At 71.3% G+C, this 26,490-nt stretch carries 24 protein-coding genes and 1 riboswitch; of the genes, 18 read left to right on the top strand and 6 right to left on the bottom strand.

Translation table 11 applies throughout. From position 1 onward, the window contains the following. Positions 1–4 precede the first annotated feature (4 nt). Genes paaZ through ACFC1I_RS12560 form a run of 3 tightly spaced genes read right to left on the bottom strand, consistent with a single transcriptional unit; the run spans position 5 to position 3,707 of the window. Positions 5–2,122, bottom strand: coding sequence for a phenylacetic acid degradation bifunctional protein PaaZ (gene paaZ / locus ACFC1I_RS12570; protein ID WP_376009717.1), 2,118 nt, complete (start codon positions 2,120–2,122; stop codon positions 5–7). Beyond that, on the bottom strand, positions 2,119–2,973 hold the full coding sequence (locus ACFC1I_RS12565; RefSeq protein WP_376009714.1) for a 3-hydroxyacyl-CoA dehydrogenase family protein: 855 nt from the start codon (positions 2,971–2,973) through the stop codon (positions 2,119–2,121). The genes paaZ and ACFC1I_RS12565 overlap by 4 nt, the downstream gene beginning before the upstream one ends. Then, positions 2,970–3,707 (bottom strand): enoyl-CoA hydratase/isomerase family protein, encoded by a 738-nt coding sequence (locus ACFC1I_RS12560; RefSeq protein WP_376009712.1) that lies wholly within the window; start codon positions 3,705–3,707, stop codon positions 2,970–2,972. Before ACFC1I_RS12560 ends, ACFC1I_RS12565 begins: the two co-directional genes overlap by 4 nt. 114 nt (positions 3,708–3,821) lie before the next feature. Between ACFC1I_RS12560 and ACFC1I_RS12555 the strand changes: the two genes are divergently transcribed. Beyond that, a complete protein-coding gene (locus ACFC1I_RS12555) occupies positions 3,822–4,430 on the top strand; it encodes a TetR/AcrR family transcriptional regulator (RefSeq protein ID WP_376009709.1) in 609 nt (202 codons plus the stop codon). Between the two features lie 208 nt (positions 4,431–4,638). On the opposite strand, the gene ACFC1I_RS12550 is transcribed toward ACFC1I_RS12555, so the two are convergent. After that, positions 4,639–6,024: an MFS transporter gene (locus ACFC1I_RS12550; RefSeq protein ID WP_376009706.1), complete on the bottom strand. Its 1,386-nt coding sequence runs from the start codon at positions 6,022–6,024 to the stop codon at positions 4,639–4,641. A 134-nt stretch (positions 6,025–6,158) separates the two neighbouring features. On the opposite strand from ACFC1I_RS12550, the gene ACFC1I_RS12545 reads away from it, so the two are divergent. The 14 genes from ACFC1I_RS12545 to ACFC1I_RS12480 all read left to right on the top strand — a co-directional run bounded on the left by ACFC1I_RS12545 (position 6,159) and on the right by ACFC1I_RS12480 (position 18,943). Further along, positions 6,159–7,727 (top strand): fumarylacetoacetate hydrolase family protein, encoded by a 1,569-nt coding sequence (locus ACFC1I_RS12545; protein ID WP_376010852.1) that lies wholly within the window; start codon positions 6,159–6,161, stop codon positions 7,725–7,727. After that, positions 7,724–8,413 (top strand): GntR family transcriptional regulator, encoded by a 690-nt coding sequence (locus ACFC1I_RS12540; protein ID WP_376009703.1) that lies wholly within the window; start codon positions 7,724–7,726, stop codon positions 8,411–8,413. Before ACFC1I_RS12545 ends, ACFC1I_RS12540 begins: the two co-directional genes overlap by 4 nt. Positions 8,414–8,472: 59 nt before the next feature. After that, positions 8,473–10,005, top strand: coding sequence for a 5-carboxymethyl-2-hydroxymuconate semialdehyde dehydrogenase (gene hpaE / locus ACFC1I_RS12535; protein ID WP_376009700.1), 1,533 nt, complete (start codon positions 8,473–8,475; stop codon positions 10,003–10,005). Positions 10,006–10,049: 44 nt separating this feature from the next. Then, positions 10,050–11,213, top strand: a complete 1,164-nt coding sequence (gene hpaD / locus ACFC1I_RS12530; protein ID WP_376009698.1) for a 3,4-dihydroxyphenylacetate 2,3-dioxygenase — start codon at positions 10,050–10,052, stop codon at positions 11,211–11,213. A gap of 9 nt (positions 11,214–11,222) precedes the next feature. Further along, complete coding sequence (locus ACFC1I_RS12525) at positions 11,223–12,008, top strand: 2-keto-4-pentenoate hydratase (RefSeq protein WP_376009695.1); 786 nt, start codon at positions 11,223–11,225, stop codon at positions 12,006–12,008. Continuing rightward, complete coding sequence (locus tag ACFC1I_RS12520; protein ID WP_376009692.1) at positions 11,993–12,796, top strand: aldolase/citrate lyase family protein; 804 nt, start codon at positions 11,993–11,995, stop codon at positions 12,794–12,796. Before ACFC1I_RS12525 ends, ACFC1I_RS12520 begins: the two co-directional genes overlap by 16 nt. A gap of 63 nt (positions 12,797–12,859) precedes the next feature. Further along, the gene (locus tag ACFC1I_RS12515) at positions 12,860–13,459 is read left to right on the top strand and encodes a hypothetical protein (RefSeq protein WP_376009689.1); all 600 of its coding nucleotides are present in this window, start codon (positions 12,860–12,862) and stop codon (positions 13,457–13,459) included. Positions 13,460–13,533: 74 nt separating this feature from the next. Beyond that, positions 13,534–13,914 (top strand): YciI family protein, encoded by a 381-nt coding sequence (locus ACFC1I_RS12510; protein WP_376009686.1) that lies wholly within the window; start codon positions 13,534–13,536, stop codon positions 13,912–13,914. Continuing rightward, positions 13,914–14,963: an RNA polymerase sigma factor gene (locus ACFC1I_RS12505; protein WP_376009683.1), complete on the top strand. Its 1,050-nt coding sequence runs from the start codon at positions 13,914–13,916 to the stop codon at positions 14,961–14,963. Before ACFC1I_RS12510 ends, ACFC1I_RS12505 begins: the two co-directional genes overlap by 1 nt. 264 nt (positions 14,964–15,227) lie before the next feature. After that, on the top strand, positions 15,228–16,082 hold the full coding sequence (locus ACFC1I_RS12500; RefSeq protein ID WP_376009680.1) for an ABC transporter substrate-binding protein: 855 nt from the start codon (positions 15,228–15,230) through the stop codon (positions 16,080–16,082). Positions 16,083–16,104: 22 nt separating this feature from the next. Next, entirely contained in the window at positions 16,105–16,950 is an 846-nt protein-coding gene (locus ACFC1I_RS12495; RefSeq protein ID WP_376009677.1) for an amino acid ABC transporter permease, read from the top strand. Continuing rightward, on the top strand, positions 16,947–17,681 hold the full coding sequence (locus tag ACFC1I_RS12490; protein ID WP_376009674.1) for an amino acid ABC transporter ATP-binding protein: 735 nt from the start codon (positions 16,947–16,949) through the stop codon (positions 17,679–17,681). Before ACFC1I_RS12495 ends, ACFC1I_RS12490 begins: the two co-directional genes overlap by 4 nt. A gap of 156 nt (positions 17,682–17,837) precedes the next feature. Further along, positions 17,838–18,299, top strand: a complete 462-nt coding sequence (locus ACFC1I_RS12485; RefSeq protein ID WP_376009672.1) for a MarR family winged helix-turn-helix transcriptional regulator — start codon at positions 17,838–17,840, stop codon at positions 18,297–18,299. Beyond that, on the top strand, positions 18,296–18,943 hold the full coding sequence (locus ACFC1I_RS12480) for an NAD(P)H-dependent oxidoreductase (protein ID WP_376009669.1): 648 nt from the start codon (positions 18,296–18,298) through the stop codon (positions 18,941–18,943). Before ACFC1I_RS12485 ends, ACFC1I_RS12480 begins: the two co-directional genes overlap by 4 nt. Before the next feature lie 103 nt (positions 18,944–19,046). On the opposite strand, the gene ACFC1I_RS12475 is transcribed toward ACFC1I_RS12480, so the two are convergent. After that, positions 19,047–19,928, bottom strand: a complete 882-nt coding sequence (locus tag ACFC1I_RS12475) for a bifunctional methylenetetrahydrofolate dehydrogenase/methenyltetrahydrofolate cyclohydrolase (RefSeq protein WP_376009666.1) — start codon at positions 19,926–19,928, stop codon at positions 19,047–19,049. Positions 19,929–20,241: 313 nt separating this feature from the next. Beyond that, on the bottom strand, positions 20,242–21,516 hold the full coding sequence (gene glyA / locus ACFC1I_RS12470) for a serine hydroxymethyltransferase (RefSeq protein WP_376009663.1): 1,275 nt from the start codon (positions 21,514–21,516) through the stop codon (positions 20,242–20,244). A gap of 52 nt (positions 21,517–21,568) precedes the next feature. Further along, a riboswitch (ZMP/ZTP riboswitch) is annotated at positions 21,569–21,653 on the bottom strand. A 151-nt stretch (positions 21,654–21,804) separates the two neighbouring features. Here glyA and ACFC1I_RS12465 point away from each other — a divergent pair. From ACFC1I_RS12465 to ACFC1I_RS12455, 3 genes are all read left to right on the top strand, one after another. Next, positions 21,805–23,319, top strand: coding sequence for a beta-N-acetylhexosaminidase (locus ACFC1I_RS12465; RefSeq protein ID WP_376010850.1), 1,515 nt, complete (start codon positions 21,805–21,807; stop codon positions 23,317–23,319). Positions 23,320–23,346: 27 nt separating this feature from the next. After that, positions 23,347–24,483 carry an N-acetylglucosamine-6-phosphate deacetylase gene (nagA, locus tag ACFC1I_RS12460; RefSeq protein WP_376009660.1) on the top strand — a complete coding sequence of 379 codons (1,137 nt, stop codon included), beginning with the start codon at positions 23,347–23,349 and terminating at the stop codon, positions 24,481–24,483. A 306-nt stretch (positions 24,484–24,789) separates the two neighbouring features. Beyond that, a partial coding sequence (locus ACFC1I_RS12455) for a sigma-70 family RNA polymerase sigma factor (RefSeq protein WP_376009658.1) occupies positions 24,790–26,490 on the top strand: 1,701 nt, incomplete at its 3' end.

Raw genomic sequence — 26,490 nt, 5'->3', positions numbered from 1 at the left:
GGCATCACGCACCGACCTCCGCCGACACGGGAGGGACGGATGCCTCGGCCGCAGCATCCGACTCCGCCGCCGTCTTCGCGACCAAAGTGAGGACGTCGTAGGTGGCCACGATGTCGTCGCGCTGGTTGAGAATGACGGCATCCCACCGCACCTCGCCGTACTCGTCCGTCTCGCGCGGGGTGATCTGCTTCGCGGTCAGCACCACGCGGATCTCGTCGCCGGGCGACACCGGCGTCACGAACCGCAGGTTCTCGAGGCCGTAGTTGGCGAGCACGGGGCCGGGCTCCGGGTCGACGAAGAGCCCCGCGGCCCACGACACCAGCAGGTACCCGTGCGCGACGCGGCCCGGGAAGAAGGGGTTCGCGGCGGCGGCCTCCTCGTCCATGTGCGCGTAGAACAGGTCGCCCGTGAAGTGCGCGAACGTCTCGATGTCATCGAGCGTGACGGCGCGCAGGGGCGACGCGAGCTGGTCGCCGATCGCGAGTTCGGCCAGCGACTTGCGGAACGGGTGACGATCGGAGCGGGATGCTGCGCCCTGATGCCACACGCCGGTCAGGGCGGTGAGCATCGCGGGTGAGCCCTGCACCGCGGTGCGCTGCATGTGGTGCAGCACCGCGCGGATGCCGCCGAGCTCTTCGCCGCCGCCGGCGCGGCCCGGTCCGCCGTGCACCAGATGCGGGACGGGAGCGCCGTGCCCGGTCGAGGTGCGGGCGTCGTCGCGGTCGAGGAACAGCAGGCGGCCGTTGTACGCGGCGGTGCGCGCGAGCAGCGTGGCGGCGACCGACGGGTCGGCGGTCGCGACACTCGTCACGAGCGACCCGCCGCCGCGCCCCACGAGGTCGGCCGCTTCATCGACCGTGCGGTAGGCGAGCACGCTCGCCACCGGCCCGAACGCCTCGACGTCGTGCACGGCGTCGGGCAGCGCGTCGGCCGCGCCGTCGAACCCGATGACGATCGGCGCGACGAACGCCCCGTCGGGCGCGGGGCCGGTCGAGCCGTCGGCGAGCGTGACGTCCGGGGCATCCGTCGTCCCGAGCAGAACGCGGCCGCCCGCCGCCTCGAGCTCGCCGACCGCGCGCAGCACCTCGTCGCGCTGCGCGAGCGAGACGAGCGGGCCCATCGTGACGCCCTCGGCGTGCGGGTCGCCGACGACGACGCGCTCGGCCATCTTCGCCCGCAATGCCCCGACGAGTGGCTCGACGGCATCGGACGGCACGATCGCGCGGCGGATCGCCGTGCACTTCTGCCCGGCCTTCGTCGTGAGCTCGACCATGAGCTGCTTGACGTACGCGTCGAACTCGGGTGTGCCGGGCACGGCGTCGGGGCCGAGCACCGACGCGTTGATCGAGTCGGTCTCGCTCGTGAACCGCACGGCGGGTGCCGCCCGCTCCCGCAGCCGGGACGCCGTCGAGGCGCTGCCGGTGAACCCGACGAGGTCGCCGAGCCCGAGGTGCTCGAACAGCCCGGGAACCGCGCCGCTCACCAGCTGCAGCGAACCCGCGGGCAGGTGCCCGGTCTCGACGAGGATGCGCGCCCACGCCTCGGCGACGTACGCCGTCGGCGTCGCGGGCTTCACGATCGTCGGCACGCCCGCGAGGAACGCCGGCGCGAACTTCTCGAGCGCGCCCCACATCGGGAAGTTGAACGCGTTGATCTGCACGGCCACCCCGGGCAGCCGCGTGTACACGTGGCGCCCGAGGAACGAGCCGTCCTTCGACAGCGGCTCGACCGGGCCGTCGAGGTAGACCTGCGCGTTGGGCAGCTCGCGCCGCCCCTTCGACGAGTACGTGAACAGCACGCCGATGCCGCCGTCCACGTCGCTCAGCGAATCGCGCATTGTCGCGCCGGCGCGCTTCGACAGTTCGTAGAGCTCCTCCTTGCGCGCCGTGAGCGCGGCGCCGAACTGCTTGAGCAGCAGCGCGCGCTGGTGGAAGGTCAGCGCGCCGAGACTCGACTGACCCACCGTGCGCGCGTACGCGATGGCGCCGGCGAGGTCGATCCCCTCGGTGCTGACGAGCGTCACGACCTCGCCCGTCGAGGCGTCGCGCACCGTCGCCGCGTCGGCCGCGGCATCCGGAGTCCACCACTCGTCGCGCAGGTAGCTGGGGAGGATCTGGGTCACTTCTCACTCCATTCGTAGAAGCCGCGGCCGGTCTTGCGGCCGAGATGTCCGTCGGCGACGAGGCGCCTGAGCAGGTCCGGCGGCGCGAACCGCTCCCCCAGCTCACGCTGCAGTTCTTCGGCGATGCCGAGGCGCACGTCGAGGCCGACGAGGTCGGTGGTGCGGAGCGGACCGACAGGATGCCGGTACCCGAGCTCCACCGCCGCGTCGATGTCGGCGGCGCTCGCGACGCCCTCCTCGAGCATGCGGATCGCCTCGAGCCCGAGCGCGACGCCGAGGCGGCTCGACGCGAATCCCGGGCTGTCGCGCACGACGATCGGCGTCTTGCCGAGCGCGGCGACCCAGCCCCGGGCGTCGTCGACGAGCGCGGGGTCTGTCGCCACGCCGGTCACCACCTCGACGAGCTGCGACGACGGCACAGGATTGAAGAAGTGCAGCCCGAGGAACCGCTCCGGACGGGACAGCCCCGACGCCAAGTCATCGATCGAGATCGACGACGTGTTCGACGCGAGCACCGCCTCCGGCCCGGCGACGCGTTCGGCGCGCGCGAGCGCGACCACCTTCAGCTCCCGGTCCTCGGGCACCGCCTCGATCACGAGTCCACAGCCGTTCAGGGACGCAGCATCCGTCTCCGTCTCGATCGCCGCGGCGAGCGCGTCGAAACCGCGATCGGTCGTCCCGCGCTCGACGCTCTGCCGCACGCTCTCGAGAAGACGGATGGATGCCGCGGCCGCCGCCTCGTCGCCACGCTCGACGACGACCACCTCGGCGCCGGCGAGCACGAACGCATGGGCGATGCCCGCACCCATGCGCCCGCCGCCGATCACCCCGACCCGCCCCGGCACGCTCATGTGCGCTTCCTCTCGAGGAACGCGGTCATGCGGCGGTCCTTCTCGGGACTCTCGAAGAGCTGCGCCTGCAGCTCCAGCTCGATCTCGGGGTGCGCCGCACGGGGTGCGAGCAGCGCCGTCTTGGTGTGGCGCGTCGCCAGCGGGTCGTTGCGCGCGATGCGGTCGGCGATCGCATTCGCCGCGGCGAGCAGGTCGCCGGGCTCGTAGAGCGACGACACGAGGCCCCAGTCGACGGCGGTCGCAGCATCCAGGATCCGTCCCGTCAGCAGCATCTCGGCGGCCCGCGCCTCGCCGACGATCTCGGGCAGGCGCCACGTCGCGCCCGCCGCGGCGATGATGCCGAGGCCGGTCTCGGGGTTGCCGATCTTGAGGCTCGGCGTGCCGATGCGGATGTCGGCCGCGTACGCGAGCTCGGCGCCGCCGCCCAGCGCGTACCCCTCGATCGCGGCGATGACGGGCATCGGGAGGCCCCGCACCCGCGTGAACGCGCGCGTGTTGATGCCCCGCCGGGCATCGGCGGCGCGGCGCTCGCGCAGCTGGCCGATGTCGGCGCCGGAGGCGAACACGCCGTCGGAGCCGATGAGGATCAGCGTGCGCGGTTCGCGCTCGAGCTCGCCGCACAGCTCGTGCAGGCGGTCGATCGTGTCCTGGTCGATGGCGTTGCGCACCTCCGGCCGCGACAGCGTCGCGATGACGCGGTCGTCGCGGCGCTGGATCTTGAGCGGCTCAGGCATCGGCATCCTCTCGATCCGCTCCGTCGCGGTCTCGCGCCCATATTATCTGATCGATCGTTCAGTAATGTCACCGCGTTGCGCGGCGTCGACGCCGACGGGTGCGAGACTGGGCGCATGCCCGCGAGCACCGACGCCTCCCCCGCGCGACGCGGCAGGCCCGGGTACGACCGCGACCAGGTGCTCGCCGTCGCGGTGGCGCTCTTCAACGAGCAGGGGTACGACGCGACCTCTGTCGCCGACCTCGCCACGCGTCTGGGGCTCACGAAATCGGCGCTGTACCACCACTTCGACTCGAAGGAGCAGCTGCTGGCGCTCGCCCTCGACGAGGCGCTCGACGGACTCGAGGGCGTGCTCGACGAGCCCGAGGCGTCGGCGGGCGACGCGGCCGAGCGGCTCGGCGCCGTGCTGCGCGGAGCCGTGCGCGTGCTCGTCGACAAGCTCCCCTACGTCACGCTCCTGCTGCGCGTGCGCGGCAACAGCGACGTCGAGCGCGCCGCACTCGAGCGCCGTCGCGCGTTCGACCACCGCGTGACCGCGCTCGTCGCCGAGGCGCAGCGCTCGGGGCAGATCCGCGCCGACGTCGACGGCGCCGTGGCCACGCGCCTGGTCTTCGGCATGGTCAACTCGATCGTCGAGTGGTATCGCCCCGGCGGCCCGGTAGACCGCGAGCGTCTCGCGCACGACGTCGTCGCCGTGGCCCTCGACGGCATGCGCACCCGCTGACTCAGCCGTTCCCGGTCCCCCCTTCATGCCGAAACACGGGTCCGTCACCGGACACGCCGTGCTGCAGCATCCATCACCGGCGCGTCGCCGTTACCGACCCGTGTTTCGGCAGGGATCGCTCGGGCGGGAGAACCGGGAGGGAGGGACGGATGCCGCGTCCCCGAGCCTGATCAGCGGCTCGGGGACGCGGCATCCGGTGTCGAAGGGGTCAGGCCTTCGAGAGGCCGTAGATCGGGCTGACCGACTGCTCGGCCTCGTGGTCGGGACCCAGGGGGATGCCGGAGCGGTCGCGGAGGAGGAGGGTCGCGATCAGGCCGATGACGGTCATCCCCGCGAGGTACCACGTGACCGACATCGTCGAGCCGGTCGCCTGCACGAGGGCCGTCGCGATGGTCGGGGCGAACGCGCCGCCGAGGATCGCGCCGATCGCGTACGAGATCGAGACGCCCGAGAAGCGGATGGATGCCGGGAACAGCTCGGAGTAGAGCGCGGCCTGCGGGCCGTACGTGAAGCCGAGGCCGATCGTGAGGATCGCGAGACCGAGGAAGAGCAGCCAGATGTTCCCGGTGTTCACGAGCGGGAAGAGGAGGAACACCCCCACGAGCTGCAGGATCCAGCCGATGATGTACGTCGTGCGGCGGCCGATGCGGTCCGAGATGAAGCCGGCGGCCAGCGTCGACAGCAGCCAGGTGACCGCCGAGCCCGCGACGGCCCACAGCACGGGTCCGCGCTCGAGGGCGAGCGGCCCCTCGGGGTTGGTCGAGTAGCCCTGGATGTAGCCGCCGGTCGTCATGTAGCCGACGGCGTTGTTGCCGGCGAACACGAGCGCGGCGATGAACACGAGGAGCAGGTGCTTGCGGAAGAGCGTGATGATCGGCATCCGCGCCTTCTCCTTGCGCTCGGCGAGCTCGGCGAAGACCGGGCTCTCCTCCACGCGGCGGCGGACGTAGTAGCCCACGAGGATCAGCACCACGCTGAGCAGGAACGGCACGCGCCAGCCCCACACGAGGAACGCGTCACCGGGGGCGATCATCGCCATGAGCGCCATGACGCCCGAGGCGAGCAGGAGGCCCAGCGGCACGCCGATCTGCGGCGAGGCGCCGAACGCGCCGCGGCGCTTCTTCGGCGCGTGCTCGACGGCCATCAGGACCGCGCCGCCCCACTCGCCGCCGGCGGAGATGCCCTGGATGATGCGCAGGAAAACGAGCAGGATCGGCGCCCAGACGCCGATCGCCTCGTAGGTCGGCAGGAATCCGATGAGGGCGGTCGCGGCGCCCATGAGGATCAGCGTCCACATCAGCACGACCTTGCGGCCGTACTTGTCGCCGAAGTGCCCGGCGAGGAAGGCGCCGAGCGGGCGGAAGAGGAAGCTCACGCCGACGGTCGCGAAGGCGACGATGGCGCTGTTGGCGCCGAGCGGCGCGAAGAACAGCTGGCCGAAGACGAGGCCGACCGCCGTCGCGTAGATGAAGAAGTCGTACCACTCGACGGTGGTGCCGACGACGGTCGCGAACACGACGCGACGCCGATCGGTGGATGCCGCGATGGTTCCGGTGGGGGTGAACCCTGCTGCGGGTCCTGATGTGCTGCTCATGGTGACTCCTGTGTCGGGGTGACGACATCGTCGCCGGCGAACCGTGTGGGGATGGTTGCCGGATGCTGCACGATCATATACGATTTCGAATACGACGCAACAGGTCGCTTCGAGTAAGGGAGCTCATGGACGAGATGAAGGACACCGCGGACCGCCGTTTCGCGGCCCTCCCCGGCCGCCCGGGCAAGATCGTCGCCATCCACCTCAGCTATGCGTCGCGTGCGGATCAGCGCGGGCGGCGGCCGCAGCATCCGTCGTACTTCTTCAAGCCGTCGAGTTCCGTCGCGGCCTCGGGCGACACCATCGAACGCCCGGACAGCACCGAGCTGCTCGCGTTCGAGGGTGAGATCGCGCTCGTGATCGGCACGCCGGCCCGCCGGGTCGGACTCGCCGACGCGTGGGACCACGTCGCGTGGGTGACGGCCGCGAACGACTTCGGCCTCTACGACCTGCGCGCGAACGACAAGGGCTCGAACGTGCGCTCCAAGGGCGGCGACGGCTACACGCCGCTCGGTCCGTCGCTCATCGACGCCCGCGCGATCCACCCCGACGCGCTGCGCGTGCGCACGTGGCTCAACGGCGAGATCGCCCAGGACGACACGGCCGCCGGCATGATCTTCCCGCTCGCGCAGCTCGTCGCCGACCTGTCGCAGCACTTCACGCTCGAGACCGGCGATGTGATCCTCACCGGCACCCCGGCCGGCTCGTCGGTCGCGCGGCCCGGCGACGTCGTCGAGGTCGAGGTCGATGTGCCCGGCGGTCCGTCGACAGGTCGGCTCGTGACGACGGTGGTGCAGGGTTCGGCCGCGTTCGACGCTGAGCTCGGCTCGCTGCCCGCGGTCGACGACCTTCAGCGCACCGAGGCCTGGGGCTCGCGCGAGGCGGCCGGACTGGCCGCCGCCGAGTCCCCCGGATCAGGAGATCCGGCGGACGCAGGACGTTCCGCCGCAGACTCCCCTGCCTCCACCGGATCTCCTGCTCTCAGCGACGCGCTGCGCTCGAAGCTCGAGGCCGTGCCGGTGGCCGGCCTCTCGGCGCAGCTGCGCAAGCGCGGACTGAACAACGTGCACGTCGACGGCGTGCGGCCGCTGCATCCGGAATCCAAGCTCGTCGGCACCGCCCGCACGCTGCGTTTCGTGCCCAACCGCGAAGACCTCTTCGCGTCGCACGGCGGCGGCTACAACGCGCAGAAGCGCGTGTTCGACGCCGTCAGCGACGGCGAGGTCGTCGTGATCGAGGCGCGCGGCGAGGCCGGGTCGGGCACGCTCGGCGACATCCTCGCGATCCGCGCGCACGCTCGCGGTGCGGCCGGCATCGTCACGGACGGTGGAGTTCGGGATGCTGCGGCCGTCGCCGCGGTCGGCATCCCGGTGTACTCCTCCGGCGCCCATCCCGCGGTGCTCGGCCGCAAGCACGTCCCGTGGGACGCCGACGTGACGATCGCGTGCGGCGGCACCACCGTCCAGCCGGGCGACATCATCGTCGGCGACGCGGACGGGGTCGTCGTGATCCCGCCGTCGATCGCCGAGGAGATCGTCGACGCCGCTCTCGCCCAGGAGGACGAGGACGCCTGGATCGCCGACCGCGTCGCGGAGGGGCATCACGTCGACGGACTCTTCCCGATGAACGCCGAGTGGCGCGCGAAGTTCGACGCCCGCGACGCCCGGGACGCCCGCGACGCCCGAGAGGAAGGCCGCGCATGAGCCCGACCGAAGCCGACACGCTCAGCAAGTCGCAGCAGGCGTACCGCTGGATCAAGGAGCGCATCGCGCGCCAGGAGTTCACGCCCGGCTACCGGTTGGTGCTCGGCACCATCGCCGGCGAGCTCGACATGAGCGTCGTGCCGGTGCGCGAGGCGATCCGCCAGCTCGAGGCCGAGGGGCTCGTCACGTTCGAGCGCAACGTCGGCGCCCGGGTGTCGATGGTCGACGACTCGCAGTACCGCTACAGCATGCAGGCGCTGTCGATCCTCGAGGGCACCGCGACCGCGCTCGCGGCTCGGCGCCTCACCGCCGACGACATCCGCAACGCGCGTCGCATCAACGAGCGCATGATCGAGACGCTCGAGCACTTCGATCCCCGCTCGTTCACGGCGCTCAACCAGGACTTCCACGCGGCGCTGTACGAGAAGTGCGCGAACCCCCGCATGCTCGACCTCGTCCACGCCGAGTGGGCCCGGCTCGGGCACCTGCGCGACTCGACCTTCAGCTTCGTGCCCGGCCGGGCCCAGGAGTCGGTGCGCGAGCACGAGAACATCCTCGTCCTCATCGAGACCGGAGCCCCGCTCGGCGAGATCGAGAAGGCCGCGCGCCGCCACCGATCGGCCACCCTCGACGCCTACATGATCCACGAGCACCCCGATGAGGCCTTGGGCCTTCCCGCGTTCTGATCCACGGATGCTGCGGCCGGCGCGCATCCGTCTCCACGACCTCCGACCAGGGAGCACACATGACTGACACCCAGACCACGACGGCCACCCGGCACGTGCCGGAGGGCCTGCCGAGCCGCATCCAGCACTACATCGACGGCGAGTTCGTCGACTCGGCCGACGGCGACACGTTCGACGTGCTCGACCCGGTGACGAACGAGACGTACGTGCAGGCCGCCGCCGGCAAGAAAGCGGACATCGACCGGGCCGTCGCCGCCGCGCGGCGCGCCTTCACCGACGGTCCGTGGCCGCGGATGCTGCCGCGCGAGCGTTCGCGCGTGCTGCACCGCATCGCCGACATCGTGGAGTCCCGCGACGCCCGGCTCGCCGAGCTCGAGTCGTTCGACTCGGGCCTGCCGATCACGCAGGCGCTCGGCCAGGCGCGGCGCGCGGCGGAGAACTTCCGGTTCTTCGCCGACCTGATCGTGGCGCAGGCCGACGACGCCTACAAGGTGCCGGGCCGCCAGATGAACTACGTCAACCGCAAGCCGATCGGCGTCGCAGGCCTCATCACGCCGTGGAACACCCCGTTCATGCTCGAGTCGTGGAAGCTCGGCCCCGCGCTCGCGACCGGCAACACCGTCGTGCTCAAGCCCGCCGAGTTCACGCCGCTGTCGGCGTCGCTGTGGGCCGGCATCTTCGAGGAGGCGGGCCTCCCCAAGGGTGTGTTCAACCTCGTCAACGGGCTCGGCGAGGACGCCGGCGACGCGCTGGTGAAGCACCCCGACGTGCCGCTCATCTCGTTCACCGGCGAGTCCCGCACCGGGCAGATCATCTTCGGCAACGCGGCGCCGTTCCTCAAGGGCCTGTCGATGGAGCTCGGCGGCAAGTCCCCCGCCGTGGTGTTCGCCGACGCCGGCCTCGACGCCGCGATCGACGCCACCATCTTCGGCGTGTTCTCCCTCAACGGCGAGCGCTGCACCGCCGGCTCGCGCATCCTCGTGGAGCGCCCGGTCTACGACGAGTTCGTCAAGCGCTATGCCGCGCAGGCCGACCGCGTCGTGGTCGGCTACCCGCACGACCCCGCCACCGAGGTGGGGGCCCTCGTGCACCCCGAGCACTACGACAAGGTCGTCTCGTACATCGAGATCGGCAAGTCCGAGGCGCGCCTGGTCGCCGGCGGCGACCGCCCCGAGGGGTTCGAGACCGGCAATTTCGTTCGCCCCACCGTGTTCGCCGACGTCGCGCCCGACGCCCGCATCTTCCAGGAGGAGATCTTCGGCCCGGTCGTCGCGATCACGCCGTTCGACACCGACGAAGAGGCCCTCGAGCTCGCCAACGGCGTGCGCTACGGCCTCGCCGCGTACGTCTGGACCAACGACCTCAAGCGCGCCCACAACTTCTCGCAGGCCATCGAGGCCGGCATGGTGTGGCTCAACTCGAACAACGTGCGCGACCTCCGCACCCCGTTCGGCGGCGTCAAGGCCTCGGGCCTGGGACACGAGGGCGGGTACCGCTCCATCGACTTCTACACCGACCAGCAGGCCGTGCACATCACGCTCGGCCCGGCTCACAACCCCACCTTCGGGAAGGCGGATGCTGCGGGCCACTGAGAGGCGCAGCATCCATCTCCGAGAATCCCACGCAAGGACGCGACATGACGCACCGTGACCAGATGACCCGCACCTCTTCCGGCTTCTACGTGAGCCAGGAGGCGCCGATCCTCTCCGACAACCCGATCCCGACGCCGAGCGCGCCCGCCCCCGACATCCTGCGCTGCGCGTACATGGAGCTCGTCGTCACCGACCTGCTCGCGTCGCGCGAGTTCTACGTCGACGTGCTCGGCCTGTACGTGACCGAGGAGGACGAATCCACGATCTACCTGCGGTCGACCGAGGAGTTCATCCACCACAACCTCGTGCTGCGACAGGGACCGGTGGCCGCCGTCGCCGCGTTCTCGTACCGGGTGCGGTCGGCGGAGGACCTCGACAAGGCCGTCGCCTTCTACGAGGAGCTCGGCTGCCGCATCGAGCGGCGCCCCGAGGGGTTCACGAAGGGCATCGGCGACTCGGTGCGCGTGACCGACCCGCTCGGGTTCCCGTACGAGTTCTTCTACGCCACCGAGCACGTCGAGCGCCTGTCGTGGCGCTACGACCTGCACACCCCCGGCGAGCTGGTGCGCCTGGACCACTTCAACCAGGTCACCCCCGACGTCCCCCGCGCGGTGAACTTCATGCAGTCGCTGGGCTTCCGCGTCACGGAGGACATCCAGGATGAAGAGGGCACCGTCTACGCCGCCTGGATGCGCCGCAAGCCCACCGTGCACGACACCGCCATGACCGGCGGCGACGGCCCCCGCATGCACCACGTCGCCTTCGCGACGCACGAGAAGCACAACATCCTCGCGATCTGCGACAAGCTCGGGGCCCTGCGCCGCTCCGACGCGATCGAGCGCGGACCCGGCCGCCACGGCGTCTCGAACGCGTTCTACCTGTACCTGCGCGACCCCGACGGGCACCGCGTCGAGATCTACACGCAGGACTACTACACCGGCGACCCCGACAACCCCGTCGTCACGTGGGACGTGCACGACAACCAGCGCCGCGACTGGTGGGGCAACCCCGTCGTCCCGTCCTGGTACACCGAGGCCTCGCTGGTACTCGACCTCGACGGCAACCCGCAGCCGGTGGTGGCCCGCACCGACACGTCCGAGATGGCCGTGACGATCGGCGCCGACGGCTTCTCGTACACGCGCCCCGACGACACCGAGGCGATGCCCGAGTACAAGCAGGGCGAGTACAAGCTCGGCCACCAGCTGTAGGGGGAACGGATGCTGCACCCCGACGACATCGCCGCGATCGCGGCGGAGCTGGCCGAGGCCGACCGTGCGCACGGCGTGATCCCGCGCATCGCGGCGCGGTACCCCGACGCGACGGTCGAGGACTCGTACGCGATCCAGGGGGTGTGGCGCGACCAGAACATCGCCGCCGGACGCACGCTCGTGGGCCGCAAGATCGGTCTCACGTCGAAGGCGATGCAGCAGGCCACCGGCATCACCGAGCCGGACTACGGCGTCATGTTCGACGACACCGTGTACCGCTCGGGCGCCGAGATCCCGGTCGAGAAGTTCTCGAACGTGCGCATCGAGGTCGAGCTGGCGTTCGTGCTGAAGACCCCGCTCGAGGGCCCCGACTGCACCCTCGACGACGCCCTCGCCGCGATCGACTACGCGGTTCCCGCGCTCGAGGTGCTGAACTCGCACATCGAGCTCGAGGGCCGCACCATCGTCGACACCATCAGCGACAACGCCGCCTACGGCGCGATGGTGCTGGGCGACGTGCACAAGCGCCCCGACGAGATCGACCTGCGCTGGGTCCCCGGCGTCCTCAGCCGCAACGGCGAGATCGAAGAGACCGGCGTCGCTGCGGGCGTGCTCGGGCACCCCGCGACGGGCGTCGCGTGGCTGGCGAACAAGTTCCACCAGCACGGTGCGCGGCTCGAGGCGGGCGAGATCATCCTCGCGGGCTCGTTCACCCGCCCCATGTGGGTGTCGCGGGGCGATACCGTCAGGTGCGACTACGGACCCATGGGAGTGATCGAATGCCGCTTCGTCTGAGCCCGACCTTCCGCGAGACCCTCGCCGCTGCCCACCGCCCGCTCGCGGGCATGTGGGTGTGCTCCGGCTCGCCGCTCGTCGCCGAGATCGCCGCCGGGTCGGGCCTGGACTGGCTGCTCATCGACATGGAGCACTCCCCGAACGGCCTCGCGTCCGTCCTCGCCCAGTTGCAGGCGGTCGCCGCCTACCCGGTCACCCCGCTCGTGCGCGTGCCGATCGGCGACGTCGTCACGATCAAGCAGGTGCTCGATCTCGGAGCGCAGAACCTGCTCGTCCCGATGGTGTCTTCGGCGACGGATGCTGCGGCCGCCGTCGCCGCCGTGCGCTATCCCCCGCGGGGCACACGTGGCGTGGGCTCCGCGCTCGCGCGGTCCGCCCGGTGGAACCGCGTCGACGGATACCTCCAGGACGCCGACGCGCACGTCTCGCTGTTCGTCCAGATAGAGACGGCGGCGGGGGTCGAGGCGGCAGCCGAGATCGCCGCGGTCGACGGCGTCGACGGCGTGTTCGTCGGGCCCAGCGACCTCGCCGCGTCGATGGGCGTGCTGGGCCAGCAGACCCACCCCGACGTCGTCGACGCGGTGCGTCGCACGTTCGACGCCGTCCGCGCCGCCGGCAAGCCCGTCGGCGTCAACGCCTTCGACCCGGCCGCGGCCGACGCCTACCTCGAGGCCGGCGCCTCGTTCGTGCTCGTGGGCGCCGACGTCGCTCTCCTCGCCCGCGGCTCGGAGGCCCTGGCCGCGCGCTTCATCCCCACGGGCGCCTCCGGCGAGCGCGCCTCGTACTGACGCCGCTTCGCGGGGCCGCAGCATCCGTTCCCGCATGTCACCGGGACGTGGCACAGTGAAGCCATGAAGAAGTGGGTCGTGCGGTTCGCGTCGCTGCTGGTGTTCAACATCGTCGTGCTGCTGGTGGTCGGGTGGCTCACGCCCGCGCGCGTCGGCTGGGCCGCCCTGTGGGCGGGCATCGTGATGACGGCGCTCGTCATCTGGATCAAGCCGCTCGTCGAGAAGTGGTTCCGCTCGATGGCGGCGAAGTCGGCGAACCAGCGCACCAAGGCGGGCGAGAAGCTCGTCGAGTTCCTGCTCGCGTTCGCGGTCGCGTTCCTCGTCTGGATCGTCACCGTCGTCTTCACCGGCGTCTCGATCGGCGGTGGCATCTTCGGCGCCTTCTGGGGCTGGGTCATCCCGCCGGTGATCCTCCTGATCGGCTGGGCGATCTACGGCGCCATCGACGACAAGGTCGAAGCCCACGCGGGCACGCTGTACGACAAGGCGACCGGTTCGAAGACTGCGGGGACGGATGCTGCGGCCCCGGCTGCTCCGTCGATTCCGAGTCCGTCCGGCTATCCGGGCGCTGCCTCCGCCGAGGCATCCGCCGGTCGCCGTGAACTGAACGACGGGCTCACCGACGAGCAGCGACGCATGCTCGACGAACTCGGCAAGGGCTGATTCCGCGCGAGCTGTCGATCGGGGCGGTCGCCGATCGTCATGAAGGTGTCACAACCTCCAGAAAGGACGACGTCATGCGGTACGCACTCCTCCTCCACTACCCCGAGATGACTCCCGAAGACATGGGCGACGACGCCTGGGCCGAGGGCATGCGCGAGTTCGACGAGTACGCCAAGGCGCTCGACGCCGCCGGCGTGCTGGTGACGGCCGAAGTGCTGCAGCCCTCCGCCGTGACCACGACGGTGACCGCGCCCGACGGCACGCTGCGCGTGCAGGACGGCCCGTTCGCCGACACGAAGGAGCAGCTCGGTGGCACGTTCGTGATCGAGGTCGACGACCTCGACGCCGCGATCGGCTGGGCCGGCAAAGCGCCGTCGATCAGCTGGGGCACCGTCGAGGTGCGGCCGAGCGCCACCCGCTTCGAGAACGGCGCCTGGACCGCGTTCGCGAGCTGATGCCCGCCGCCGCCGACTCCCGTGCGGTCGCCGAGCGCGCCGCGCGGGAGTCGTACGGCCGCCTCTTGGCCGTAATCGCCGCGTCGACCCACGACGTCGTCCTTGCCGAGGACGCCCTCGCCGACGCGTTCGAGCGCGCACTCACGACCTGGCCGGATGCCGGCATCCCCGCCAATCCCGAAGGGTGGCTGGTCACCGTGGCACGCAATCGCCTGCGCGACGCCCTCTCGTCGGCCGCCCACCGCACGGGCGTGACGCTGGACGATGGAATCGCCGCGGTGCGCGCGGACGAGCGCGAGGTCGACGCGCTCACTGCGCTGGAACGGTCCGAGGCGATCCCGGACCGCCGGCTCGAGCTGCTCTTCGCGTGCGCGCACCCGGCGCTCGACCCCGCCGTCCGCACGCCGCTCATGCTGCAGACGGTGCTGGGCTTCGAGGCGGCCGAGATCGCCCGCGCGTTCGCGGTGGAGCCGGCGACGATGGCCCAGCGGCTCGTGCGCGCGAAGCGGCGGATCCGCGATGCCGGCATCCCGTTCCGCGTGCCCACCCGTGCCGACATGCCGGCGCGCCTGCCCGCTGTGCTCGAGGCGATCTACGGCGCGTACGCCATCGGGTGGCTCGACCAGGGCGACGAGCCCCGCGAGTCGCTCGCCGACGAGGCGCGCTGGCTCGCGGTGCTCACCGCGACGCTGCTCGAGGACGAGCCCGAGGCGTGGGGCCTCGCGGCGCTGCTCACCTACGCGCAGTCGCGGGCGCCCGCGCGCGCCGATCTGCCGTGGCCCCCGCTCGACGAGCAGGACCCGGCGGACTGGGACCGCGGGCTCATCGCCGAGGGCGCCGCGCTCCTGCGGCGGGCCTCGGCCCTCGGCCGGCCGCTCGGGCGGTTCCAGCTCGAGGCGGCGATCCAGGCCGTGCACTGCGACCGCGCCCGCACCGGCACGCTCGAGGTCGAGGCGCTCGTGAAGCTCTACCGCGGGCTCGTCGCGATCGCGCCGACCGACGGGGCGCGACACGCGCTGGCCGCGGCAGAGGCGCGGATCGCGCCGTGATCGTGAACGGATGGTGCGGGCCGCAGCATCCGTCATCTCCATCGCGCTGTCGAAATCGGCATTCGCTGCCGTTCGGAGCAGCAGCGATTGCCGATTCGGGCAGCGCGACGGTGCGGAACGGAGGCCGCCGATCCCGGCTTCCTCGGGCATCGGACGTGTAACAAACCGACCCGTATCGGCCACGGCGCGGGAGCCGTGGACAAGATGGAAGGAGCCGCGCCGCGACAGCACGCCCGCGCGGTACCCGATCTCTGGAGGCACACCATGTCGCGCCGCACCCATTTCGTCCGTCTCGCCATCGCCGGTGTCGCCGTCGCAGCGCTCGCCCTCACCGGGTGCGCGTCGGGTTCCGCCCCCGAGAGCAGCGACGCCCCCGCCGCCGACGAGGGGTACCTCACCCCCGGCAAGCTCACGATCGCCACGGGCGAGACGGCGTACGAGCCCTACGTGATCGACGACGACCCCGAGTCGGGCGAAGGGTTCGAGGCGGCCGTCGCCTACGCCGTCGCCGAGGAGCTCGGCTTCGCCGCCGAAGACGTCGAGTGGGTGCGCACGAGCTTCGAGTCGGCGATCGCGCCGGGACCGAAGAGCTTCGACTTCAACATCCAGCAGTACACGATCACCGACGAGCGCAAGCAGGCTGTCGACTTCTCGTCGCCGTACTACGAGGCCAGCCAGTCGGTGGTGGCGCTGAAGGGCGGCGCGGCCGAGGGCGTGACCGACATCGCCGGACTCAAGGATCTGGTGCTGGGCGCCATGTCGGGGTCCACGAGCGCGACGACGATCGAGGAGGCCATCGCGCCGACCGCCACGCCGCAGCTCTACAGCTCGAACGAGGACGCGGTCGCCGCGCTCAAGGCCGGCCAGATCGACGCGATCGTGCTCGACACCCCGACCGCCTACACGGCCGTGAACTTCTACATCGACGACTCGTTCACGGTGGGCGAGCTCCCGGCTGCGGGCGTGCCCGACCAGTGGGGCCTGCTGCTGGCGAAGGACTCGCCGCTGACCGCCGACGTCACGGCGGCCGTCGACACGCTCCGCGAGAACGGCACGCTCGACGCCCTCGAGGAGGAGTGGCTGGCGGTGCTCAGCGAGGGCGTGCTGCAGCTGAAGTGACCTCGTCGGCTACGGTCGTCCGGTGACCACGCACCAGCCCAGCGCGCTCGAGCTCGACCGTCGCGCGTACCGGCGCCGCCGCTCGCAGCGGTCGGTGCTCATCGCGATCGCGTCGTCGCTCGCGTTCGCCGCGATCGTCTGGGTGACGGTCATCAACACCGAGGGCTGGTCGCAGGTCCAGCAGTCGTTCTTCAACCTCGACGTCGCGATCCAGGCGCTGCCGAAGGTGTGGGACGGCTTCCTCATCAACCTGCAGGTGCTCGCCTACTCGGTCGTGACGGTCGCCGTCGTCGCGCTCGTGATCGCGGTGCTGCGCACCCTCCGCGGGCCGGTGTTCTTCCCCGCGCGGGTGCTCGCCGCGGGCTACACCGACCTCTTTCGCGGCCTGCCGTTCATCATCGTGCTGTACCTCATCGGGTTCGGCCTGCCCACGATCACGAACACGCGCATGCCGGTGGTGCTGCTCGGGGTGATCGCGGTGACGCTCACCTACTCCGCGTATGTCGCCGAGGTGATCCGCGCCGGCATCGAGGCGGTGCATCCCTCGCAGCGCCTCGCGGCGCGAGCGCTCGGGCTCGGCTACGTGCAGACGCTGCGCCGTGTGGTGCTGCCCCAGGCCTTCCGCAAGATCACGCCGCCGCTCATGAACGACTTCATCTCGATGCAGAAGGACGTCGGGCTGATCTCCATCCTGGGCGCGGTCGACGCGATCGCCGCCGCCCGATCGGTGGCGTCGCTGACCTACAACTTCACGCCGTACGTCGTGGCGGGCGTGCTGTTCATCCTGCTCGCGATCCCGACGATCCGCCTCACCGACTGGTACACCGCGAGGCTCCGCGAGCGCGAGCAGGCGGGGGCGATCCTGTGACGGCGTTGCTGCGGGCGACCGGCATCCACAAGTCGTTCGGCGAGCGCGAGGTGCTGCGCGGCGTCGACCTCGAGCTCGCGACCCACGAGGTCGTCGCGCTGATCGGAGCGAGCGGATCGGGCAAGTCCACGCTGCTGCGGTGCCTGAACCTGCTCGAACCCATCGACGACGGGCAGATCTTCCTCGAGGACGACGACATCTCCGACCCGCGCGTCGACGCGAACCGCGTACGTGCCCGCTTCGGCGCCGTGTTCCAGAGCTACAACCTCTTCCCGCACCTGACCGTGCTCGACAACGTCACCCTCGCGTCGCGCGTGGTGCACCGGATGCCGCGGCGCGACGCCGAGACGCGCGCGCTCGAACTGCTCGGCCGCATCGGCCTCGCCGATCTCGCGCAGCAGCACCCCGACCGGCTCTCGGGCGGCCAGCAGCAGCGCGCCGCGATCGTGCGGGCCATCGCGACCGACCCCGAGGTGCTGTTCCTCGACGAGATCACGTCGGCGCTCGACCCCGAGCTCGTCGGCGAGGTGCTCGAACTCGTGAGCCAGCTCGCCGCCGACGGGGCGACGATCCTCATGGCGACGCACGAGATGGCGTTCGCGCGGGATGTCGCCCACCGCGTGGTGTTCCTCGACGCGGGAACGATCGTCGAGCAAGGTCCCCCGTCCGAGGTGCTAGCGGCACCGCGCGAGCCGCGCACCCGTGCCTTCCTCGCCCGCTTCACCGCCTGAGTCGGCCAGGCCGCGGTGTCCATATCGCGTGCTCTCACCGAGCGCATGCGTTGTGCGCGCGCATAACGCATGGCCTCGGCGAGATCACGTGATGTGAACGCAGCGCAGTGAGTCAACTTGTTGACTTGCGGTGAGTCAACTGGTTTACTCAGTCTTGTGTCCGAGCGCCTCACCTTCACCCTCCACGAACTCATCGCCGAGCTCGACGCGTTCGCCGACACCGTTCTGCAGGCGGGGTGGGGCGTGACCTTCAACCACTTCCAGTTCCTGGCCGTGCTCTACGACCACGAGCCCGTCGACATGACGACACTCGCCCGCTGCCTCGGCGTCACCAAGGCCGCCGTCAGCAAGCGGGTGCCCGCGCTCGTCGACGACGGGTGGATCACCGCCGCGGCGACGCCGGGCGCGGGACGCAGCATCCTGCTCGCCCTCACTCCGAAGGGGACCGCCCTCGTGCGTGACGCGGGCGAGGTGCTCGAGCGCGAGTTCGCCGCGATGCTGACGCACCCCGCCCTCGCCGCCGACCCCATCGACGCCCCTCGACTGAACGCCCAGCTCGTCGCCCTCACCGCCTTCATCCAGCAGACACCGCTCGCACCTCAGGAGACCTTCGCATGAACGCTCCCCGCATCCTCGTGATCGTCGGCACGCCCTTCGCCGGCAGCCTCAACCACGCCCTCGCCGAGTCGTACGCCGATGCCGCACGCGCCGGCGGCGCCGAGGTGCGCGTCGTCGACCTGGCGAGCGACGGCGTGCCGCAGCATCCGTCCCTCCGAGACGAGGTGCGGCTCCCGCGCACCGATGCCGACGTGCCGCTCACGCCCGAGGTCGCCGCGTACGTCGCCGAGGTCGACTGGGCCGACCACCTCGTGTTCTTCTTCCCGCAGTGGTGGGGGTCGCTGCCGGGCGCCCTCAAGACGTGGATCGACCGCGTCTTCGTGCGCGGCTTCGCGTACCGCTACCGCCCGACGGGGCGCCTGTGGGACAAACTGCTGACGGGGCGCAGCGCCCGCATCGTCATGACGATGGACTCCCCCACGTTCTGGAACGCCTGGGTCTACCGCAACGCCGCGATCCGGTCGCTCCGCAACGCGACGCTCGAGTACTGCGGCATCACGGTGCGCGGGGTGACGCGCCTGGCGCAGGTGCGGCACAGCACCGAGGCCGACCGCGACCGCTGGGTGCGCGGAATGGCCTCGTTCGGAGCGACGGATGCTACGTCCGTGCGCCCGCGCGAGCGCTCAGAGCTCGTCGCGGCCTGACTCGCGCACCGCAACGTCGGAGATCTCCACGTACTCGGAGGAGAAGGTGCGAAACCACCCGCACCACCGCCGATCTCCGACTCGGCGGCGGACTCGCGCGCGATCAGGCCAGCGAGCGCTCGGCGGCCTCGACGACGTTCGTCATGAGGAGGGCCACCGTCATCGGGCCGACGCCGCCGGGGTTCGGCGAGACGTAGCCGGCGACCTCGGCGACGTCCGGCGCGACGTCGCCGTACACGCGCGACTTGCCGGTCTCGGGGTCGTCCTCGCGGGTGACGCCGACATCGAGCACAGCAGCCCCGGGCTTCACGTCGGCCGCCTGCACGATGTGCTTCACGCCCGCCGCCGCGACGATGACGTCCGCCTGGCGCAGGTGGTGCGACAGGTCGGCGGTGCCGGTGTGCGTCAGCGTCACCGTCGCGTTGATCTCGCGGCGCGTGAGCAGCAGGCCGATCGAACGCCCGATCGTCACGCCGCGGCCGACGACGACGACGTCCTTGCCCTTGAGGTCGTAGTCGTTGCGCAGCAGCAGCTCGATCACGCCGCGGGGCGTGCACGGGAGCGGCGTCGTGATCGGCGAGTTGACGTTGAGCACGAGCCGGCCGAGGTTGGTCGGGTGCAGGCCGTCGGCATCCTTCGCGGGGTCGATGCGCTCGAGGATCGCATCCGTGTCGAGGTGCTTCGGAAGCGGCAGCTGCACGATGTACCCGTGGCACTCGGGATCGGCGTTGAGCTCGTCGATCAGCGCCTCGACCTCGGCCTGCGTGGCGTCGGCCGGCAGCTCGCGCTGGATCGAGTTCATTCCGATGGCCTCGGACTCGCGGTGCTTCATGCCGACGTACAGCTGCGACGCCGGGTCGGCGCCGACGAGCACCGTCGCGATGCCGGGCGTGATGCCCCGCTCCTTGAGCGCCGCGACGCGCTCGCGCAGCTCATCCTTGATCTGAGCCGCAGCCGCGCGCCCGTCGAGCTTCTGTGCCGTCATCGTTCGTCTCCTCGTGTGTCGTGCGCTTCATGCCCGGCCCGGCCCCGCCTACCGGTCTCCCGGCTCGGCCCCGGCCTCCCGGCCCGCCGCCGGCCCGGGTCTCGCCCCGGTCCCGCCGCCCCACCCGCCAGTCCGCGAGAGTACAGCCGGCGGACGAGAGGTGGGGAACCAACCACCCTCTCGGCGACCAGCTGTACTCTCGCGGGCCGGGCGTGAGGGAGGGGGGACGGATGCTGCGGCGCGGGGTCCGGCCGCAGCACCCGTGTCGACAGTGGTACCAGACGGCGCCGCCGCAGTGCGGCGGCGTTCCCACTCAGTGGCGGAAGTCGGGGTACAGCGGGAAGGCCGCGGTCAGGGCGGCGACGCGCAGGCGCAGCGCCTCGACGTCGGCGCCGGGCTGCAGCGCGAGCGCGATGACGTCGGCGACCTCGGTGAACTCGGCGTCGCCGAAGCCGCGGGTCGCGAGCGCCGGCGTTCCGATGCGCAGGCCCGACGTGACCATCGGCGGGCGCGGGTCGTTGGGGACCGCGTTGCGGTTGACCGTGATGTGGATCTCGTGGAGGAGATCCTCGGCCTGCTTGCCGTCGATCTGAGCGTTCCGGAGGTCGACGAGCACGAGGTGCACGTCGGTGCCGCCCGACCGGACCGCGATCCCGGCGTCCTTGACGTCCTGCTGCGACAGGCGCTCGGCGATGATGTGGGCGCCGCGCAGCACGCGCTCCTGGCGCTCCTTGAACTCGGGCGTCGCCGCGAGCTTGAACGCCGTCGCCTTGGCGGCGATCACGTGCATGAGCGGGCCGCCCTGCTGGCCCGGGAAGACCGCGGTGTTGATCTTCTTCGCGAGGTCGGCGTCGTTGGTGAGGATGAAGCCCGAGCGGGGGCCGCCGATCGTCTTGTGCACGGTCGACGACACGACGTGCGCGTGCGGGACCGGGTTCGGGTGCAGGCCCGCGGCCACGAGGCCGGCGAAGTGCGCCATGTCGACCCACAGCGTCGCGCCGACCTCGTCGGCGATCGCGCGGAAGGCGGCGAAGTCGAGCTGGCGCGGGTAGGCCGACCAGCCGGCGATGATGACCTTCGGCTTGTGCTCGATGGCGAGGCGACGCACCTCGTCCATGTCGATGGTCGAGGTCTCGGGGTCGACGCCGTAGGCGACGATGTTGTACAGCCGGCCCGAGAAGTTGATCTTCATGCCGTGCGTGAGGTGGCCGCCCTGGTCGAGCGAGAGGCCGAGCAGGGTGTCGCCGGGGCGCGCGATGGCGTGCAGCACGGCGGCGTTGGCCGTGGCGCCCGAGTGGGGCTGGACGTTCGCGAACTCGGCGCCGAACAGGGCCTTGGCACGCTGGATCGCCAGCTCCTCGGCGACGTCGACCTCTTCGCAGCCGCCGTAGTAGCGGCGACCCGGGTAGCCCTCGGCGTACTTGTTGGTGAGCACCGAGCCCTGCGACTGGAGCACCGAGACGGGCACGAAGTTCTCGGAGGCGATCATCTCGAGGTAACCGCGCTGGCGGTCGAGCTCGCGGTCGAGCACCTGGGCGATCTCGGGATCGACCTCGGCGAGAGGGGCGTTGAAGAACTGATCGGTCATGCGATCTCCTTGACTGCGGCTTTCGGGGTGCGCGGCACGGGGTGCCGGGATTCACATCGGCCCAGGCGTGCGGTCGAATGCCGTAGTCGGTCGCTCCCCGGTGGTGTCCCACCTCAACGCCAGTCGCGACACACCGAGCATAACGGAACACGACGCGCTAGGCTGAGTCGGATCCTTTTTGTTAGGACTCTTTACATGAATCGTCGACGCGGACGTGCTGTCGCAGCATCCGTCCTCGTCGCTGCACTGGTGGCCGGCTGCACCCCGGTCGCACAGAATGGAGACACCGTGTCGCTTCCCGCCGTCGTCCCCGCCCCCGTCTCGATCGAGGCCGGCTCCGGCGCGCCCTTCCGGCTCGCGTCCACGACGACACTGAACGGGGAGACGGATGCTGCGGCCGCCCTGTCCGCGATCGTCGAGGCCCGCACGGGGCTGGCCCTCGCCACCGGCGACGGCGCGGGCATCGAGCTGCGGGTCGACGCCGGCGCCGGCGCACCCGAGTCGTACCGGATCGCGGTGGACGAGGCATCCGTCTCCGTCACCGGCAGCGATGCGGCAGGCCTCTTCTACGGCGTGCAGACCCTGGGCCAGCTCATCGCCCGCGAGGGCGACGGCTGGATCGTGCCCGCTGTGACGATCGACGACGCCCCGCGCTTCGCGTATCGCGGTGTCATGCTCGACGTCGCGCGCCACTTCCACCCCGTCGACACGGTGACGGCCTACATCGACCGCGCGGCGTCGCTGAAGTTCAACGCGCTGCACCTGCATCTCACCGACGACCAGGGCTGGCGCCTCCAGCTCAACTCCCGCCCCGAGCTCACCGAGAAGGCATCCGGAACCTCGGTGGGCGGCGACCCTGGCGGCTTCTACACGAAGGCCGACTACCGCGCGATCGTCGGGTACGCGGCATCCCGTCACATGATCGTCGTGCCCGAGATCGACATGCCCGGCCACACGCACGCGGTCGGGCTCGCCTACCCGGAGCTCGCCGAGGACCCGAGCATCAGCGACCACATGCGCGAGATCATCCGCGACTACGGCGGGGACGAGCCGCACGCGGGCACCCCGTACGACGGCATGGCGGTCGGGTTCTCGTCGCTGAAGATCCACGACGAGGCGACGTACGACTTCGTGGCCGACGTGTTCGGCGAGCTCGCCGCGATGACGCCCGGACCCTACCTGCACTTCGGCGGCGACGAGTCGCTGTCGACGACCGACGAGGACTTCGCGGAATTCGTGTCACGTGCGAGCGAGATCATCGCCGACCTCGGCAAGACCCCGGTGGCGTGGCACGAGGCCGGTGCGGCGGCCGGCATCGCCGACACCACGATCGGGCAGTACTGGGGCTTCCTCACGCCGCAGGAGGGCGCCGCCGAAAAGGCGACCGCATTCGTCGACAACGGCGCGCAGCTCATCCTCTCCCCCGCCGACGCGATCTACCTCGACATGAAGTACCCGTCCGGCCCCGACCTCGGCCTCACGTGGGCGAACGGCCCGACGAGCGTCGAGCGCGCCTATTCGTGGGAGCCGTCCGACGTCGTCCCCGGCGTCGACGACTCCGGCATCCTCGGCGTCGAGGCGCCGCTGTGGACCGAGACGATCCGCACCGCCGCCGACATCGATACGATGGCGTTCCCGCGTGCGGCCGCGGCCGCAGAGGCCGCGTGGTCGCCGGCGACGGGGGCGAGCGAGCTACGCACGTGGGCGTCGTTCCGCGAGCGCGTCGGCGCCCTCGGCCCGCTGTGGACGAGCCTGGGCATCGGCTTCCACCCGTCCGACGAGATCCCGTGGGCCACGGAGTGACCCGCGCCGACTGATCCGGAGCACCGCATGAGCACCCTCGTCCACTCCGTCCGCCTGCTGGGCTCGGCGACGGTCGACAGCGACCGCTCCGACGGATGGGCGCTCTTCGACGGCGAGCGCGTCGCGGCGGCCGGCGTCGGCGGCGACCACCCGGTCGCCGACGAGGTCGTGGACGGCGGGAACGGATGCCTCGTCCCCGGGTTCATCGACATCCACGGGCACGGCGGGGCCGCCGCGAGCTTCGACGACGGGCCCGAGGCCGTGGCGACGGCCCGCGGGGTGCACCGCAGGCACGGCACGACGCGCGCGGTGCTCTCGCTCATCACCGCGCCGATCGACGAGCTCGCCGCACGCGTGGCGATGGTCGCGGACCTCTGCGACGCCGATCCCACCGTCCTCGGCTCGCACCTCGAGGGCCCGTTCCTCGACCCGGGCCACAAAGGCGCGCACACCGAGTCGCTGCTGCGGGCGCCGGACGCGGCATCCGTCGACCGGCTTCTCGAGGCCGGACGCGGGACGATCCGCCAGGTCACGCTGGCGCCGGAACGCCAGGGAGCCTTCGACGCGATCCGGCGCTTCGTCGACGCCGGCGTCGCGGTCGCGGTCGGCCACACGAACGCCGACGCCGAGACGACTCGGCGCGCGTTCGACGCCGGAGCGACGCTGCTCACCCACGCGTTCAACGCGATGCCCGGGATCCACCACCGGGCACCGGGGCCGGTCGTCGCGGGGCTGCGCGACGAACGGGTGACCGTCGAGGTCATCGCCGACGGCGTGCACGTCGACCTCGAGCTCATCGCCACGCTGTTCGCCGTCGCGGGCGACCGCATCGCGCTCATCACCGACGCGATGGCCGCGGCCGGCGCGCAGGACGGCCGGTACGAGCTGGGCGGCCTCGCGGTGCGCGTGACCGACGGCGTCGCACGCCTCGAAGAGGGCGGAGCGATCGCGGGCTCCACCCTCACGCAGGACGCCGCCCTCCGCCACGTCGTGGGCACGGGCGTGCCGCTCGAAGTCGCGTCGCGCGCCCTCAGCCGGCGGCCGGCGCACGCGATCCACCGCGACGACCTCGGCACCCTCGACGTCGGCGCCCTCGCCGATGCGGTGCTGCTCGACGACGCGCTCGCGGTGAGCCGCGTCTGGGTCGCCGGGCGCGACGCCTGAGCGCGCACGGGAAAGGCGGGGCCGAAGGTCCCTCCCCCGAGATACCTCCGAGCCCCGCCATGTCCGCGGGTGTCCCGCGGGAGGCGACCGCCGTCGTGCCCCATACAAGGGCGGCCGGCCACTCTGACGAAAGAGACCGCGCCTCCCGCGATCTATTACGCGAGTTCTGAAAAATCGCTCGAACGGATGCTGCGTCCCCTGAGTCGCAGACCTGGTCAAATCCAGAGGCGGCGACGACAATGGAACGAGCCGCGGTCGGCACCCGGCATCGACGTCATCGATGAGCGCCGCGGAACTGAGGGATCCATGGACCACGAGGAAGTGCAGGAGCACGAGACGGAGGTCGTCGCAGACGCCGACGCCGATCTCGTCCTGCGTACGCGATCGGGCGACACCGATGCGTTCGCGGAGCTCTGGCGACGCCACTATCGCGCGGGCATCACCGTCGCGCGCAACATGACCTCGAGCCTCGACGCAGACGACCTCGTGCAGGAGGCGTACACGCGCATCTACCAGTCGATCGTCCACGGCGGCGGTCCGACCGGTTCGTTCCGGGCGTACCTGTTCACCAGCATCCGCAACACCGCCGCGGCCTGGGGGCGCGCGCGCCGCGAGACGGCATACGCGGAGCTCGACGGCGTCGAAGACCCGTCCGGTGCTGAGCACGAGAGTGAGGCCGCGCTCGATCGCGGCCTCACGCATCAGGCCTTCCACAGTCTGCCGACGCGCTGGCAGGAGGTGCTCTGGTACTCCGAGATCGAGCGCATGAAGCCTGCCGAGATCGCGCCGCTGCTGGGCATGAAGCCGACGGCGGTCGCCCAGCTGACGTTCCGCGCGCGGGAGGGACTGCGCGAAGCCTGGATCCAGGCGCATCTGCGTTCGGTGGCCGACGGCTCGGACTGCCAGTGGACCATCGAGCGCCTCGGCGCGTACGCGCGCCTGAACCTCGGCCGCCGTGACCACACGAAGCTCGAGCGGCACCTCGCCGGCTGCGTGCGGTGCTCCATCGTCGCGAGCGAGGCCAAGGAGGTGTCGAGCCGGCTGGCCCTGGTGCTGCTGCCCCTCGCCCTCGGCGCCGTGGGCACGGCCGGCTACCTCGCGACCGTGCAGGGCGGCGGCACCACGCTGGTGGCGCTGGCATCGATGCCGTCGAGCGTCGTGCACGGCGCTGTGACGATCGCGCCAGGTGGCGTCGTGGGAGCAAGCGTCAGTGCCGGTGCGGCGGTGACGTCGGCCAGTGTCGGATCGGCGGGGGCGGTCGGCGCAGCAGGGGCGACGACCGCCGTCGCTTCCGCCGCGGTCTTCGGCACTTCGGCGGTCGCCGGCATCGGCGCGGCCTCTGGGCTCGCCGCTGCGGGCCTCGTCGTGGTCAGCGGCGTGGTCGCCGCGGCCGTGATGCTGCCTGCCACGGCCACTCCCGAACCCGCGCCGAACCCGACACCGACGAACGAGATCGCGGCCGACGACGCGGTCACTCCGGCGCTCCTTCCGGACGAGACCGGCGACACCGCGTTCCCGCTCCCCGGCGAGTCGGGCCCCGGCCCGGCCGATATCCCCCTCGTCTCCGAGCCCGTCGTCGCCGGCGGCGATGCTCAGGCGGGCGGTACCGCTGAGGCGGGATCGGGTCCGACCGGGGACGGCACCGCGCAAGGCGAGAACGCGCAAGGCGACGACGGCAGCCCGACGGCCGACACCGGCAACGGCACGACCGCGAACAACGGCAACGGGAACGGCACCACCGGGAACAACGGGAACCCGACGAGCAACAACGGGAACCCCACCAGCAACAACGGCAATGGCACGACGGCGAAGAACGGCGACGCCACGCCGACCAACGGCACGGGCAACGGCAACGGCGGCAACACCGGCAACGGCGGCTCCACCGGAAACGGCACTCCCACCAACGGCACCGGCAACGGCAACGGCGGCAACACCGGCAACGGCGGCTCCACCGGAAACGGCACTCCCACCAACGGCACCGGCAACGGCAACGGCGGCAACACCGGG

Source organism: Microbacterium sp. NPDC056044, from assembly GCF_042267145.1.
Classification (GTDB): domain Bacteria; phylum Actinomycetota; class Actinomycetes; order Actinomycetales; family Microbacteriaceae; genus Microbacterium.
Note: the sequence above shows the minus strand (reverse complement) of the source record. Positions and strands in the feature narration are given on the sequence as shown.

Excerpts from the sequence above, each read along its gene's own strand:
- glyA (WP_376009663.1), bottom strand. The coding sequence starts at position 21,516 with ATGACCGATCAGTTCTTCAACGCCCCTCTCGCCGAGGTCGATCCCGAG.
- ACFC1I_RS12565 (WP_376009714.1), bottom strand. The coding sequence starts at position 2,973 with ATGAGCGTGCCGGGGCGGGTCGGGGTGATCGGCGGCGGGCGCATGGGT.
- ACFC1I_RS12515 (WP_376009689.1), top strand. The coding sequence starts at position 12,860 with ATGAAGAAGTGGGTCGTGCGGTTCGCGTCGCTGCTGGTGTTCAACATC.
- ACFC1I_RS12545 (WP_376010852.1), top strand. The coding sequence starts at position 6,159 with ATGAAGGACACCGCGGACCGCCGTTTCGCGGCCCTCCCCGGCCGCCCG.
- nagA (WP_376009660.1), top strand. The coding sequence starts at position 23,347 with ATGAGCACCCTCGTCCACTCCGTCCGCCTGCTGGGCTCGGCGACGGTC.
- ACFC1I_RS12500 (WP_376009680.1), top strand. The coding sequence starts at position 15,228 with ATGTCGCGCCGCACCCATTTCGTCCGTCTCGCCATCGCCGGTGTCGCC.
- ACFC1I_RS12550 (WP_376009706.1), bottom strand. The coding sequence starts at position 6,024 with ATGAGCAGCACATCAGGACCCGCAGCAGGGTTCACCCCCACCGGAACC.
- hpaE (WP_376009700.1), top strand. The coding sequence starts at position 8,473 with ATGACTGACACCCAGACCACGACGGCCACCCGGCACGTGCCGGAGGGC.
- ACFC1I_RS12555 (WP_376009709.1), top strand. The coding sequence starts at position 3,822 with ATGCCCGCGAGCACCGACGCCTCCCCCGCGCGACGCGGCAGGCCCGGG.
- ACFC1I_RS12540 (WP_376009703.1), top strand. The coding sequence starts at position 7,724 with ATGAGCCCGACCGAAGCCGACACGCTCAGCAAGTCGCAGCAGGCGTAC.
- ACFC1I_RS12520 (WP_376009692.1), top strand. The coding sequence starts at position 11,993 with ATGCCGCTTCGTCTGAGCCCGACCTTCCGCGAGACCCTCGCCGCTGCC.
- ACFC1I_RS12505 (WP_376009683.1), top strand. The coding sequence starts at position 13,914 with ATGCCCGCCGCCGCCGACTCCCGTGCGGTCGCCGAGCGCGCCGCGCGG.
- ACFC1I_RS12525 (WP_376009695.1), top strand. The coding sequence starts at position 11,223 with ATGCTGCACCCCGACGACATCGCCGCGATCGCGGCGGAGCTGGCCGAG.
- ACFC1I_RS12480 (WP_376009669.1), top strand. The coding sequence starts at position 18,296 with ATGAACGCTCCCCGCATCCTCGTGATCGTCGGCACGCCCTTCGCCGGC.
- ACFC1I_RS12560 (WP_376009712.1), bottom strand. The coding sequence starts at position 3,707 with ATGCCTGAGCCGCTCAAGATCCAGCGCCGCGACGACCGCGTCATCGCG.
- hpaD (WP_376009698.1), top strand. The coding sequence starts at position 10,050 with ATGACGCACCGTGACCAGATGACCCGCACCTCTTCCGGCTTCTACGTG.
- ACFC1I_RS12475 (WP_376009666.1), bottom strand. The coding sequence starts at position 19,928 with ATGACGGCACAGAAGCTCGACGGGCGCGCGGCTGCGGCTCAGATCAAG.
- ACFC1I_RS12510 (WP_376009686.1), top strand. The coding sequence starts at position 13,534 with ATGCGGTACGCACTCCTCCTCCACTACCCCGAGATGACTCCCGAAGAC.